Consider the following 274-nt stretch of genomic DNA (forward strand, 5'->3'; position numbering starts at 1 on the left):
GAAAAGGGATTTTACTGATGATATAAAAGATCAATGGTTGCATACTCTAGGGAATTTAACTCTTACTTGTTATAATCGAGAGCTATCTAATGCAGATTTTAAATTAAAATGTGATGCTAAAAACAAAGAAGGAATGAATATTGGTCTGGCATCGGGAGTATTAATGTTGAATGCTGAGTTTCTTCAAATGAAAAATTCTGAAGAAAATTGGAATGAGCATAAAATTAAAGAACGTGGTCGCCGTTTAGCAGAAAAATTTGCTGCATTTTTTGTC

At 31.8% G+C, this 274-nt stretch carries 1 protein-coding gene; it reads left to right on the forward strand.

The window, feature by feature from the left end:
* On the forward strand, window positions 1-274 hold a 274-nt coding region (locus B4920_RS26260; protein ID WP_139379678.1), incomplete at both ends, for an HNH endonuclease family protein.

Source organism: Zoogloea sp. LCSB751 (genome assembly GCF_002028455.1).
Lineage (GTDB): Bacteria > Pseudomonadota > Gammaproteobacteria > Burkholderiales > Rhodocyclaceae > Zoogloea.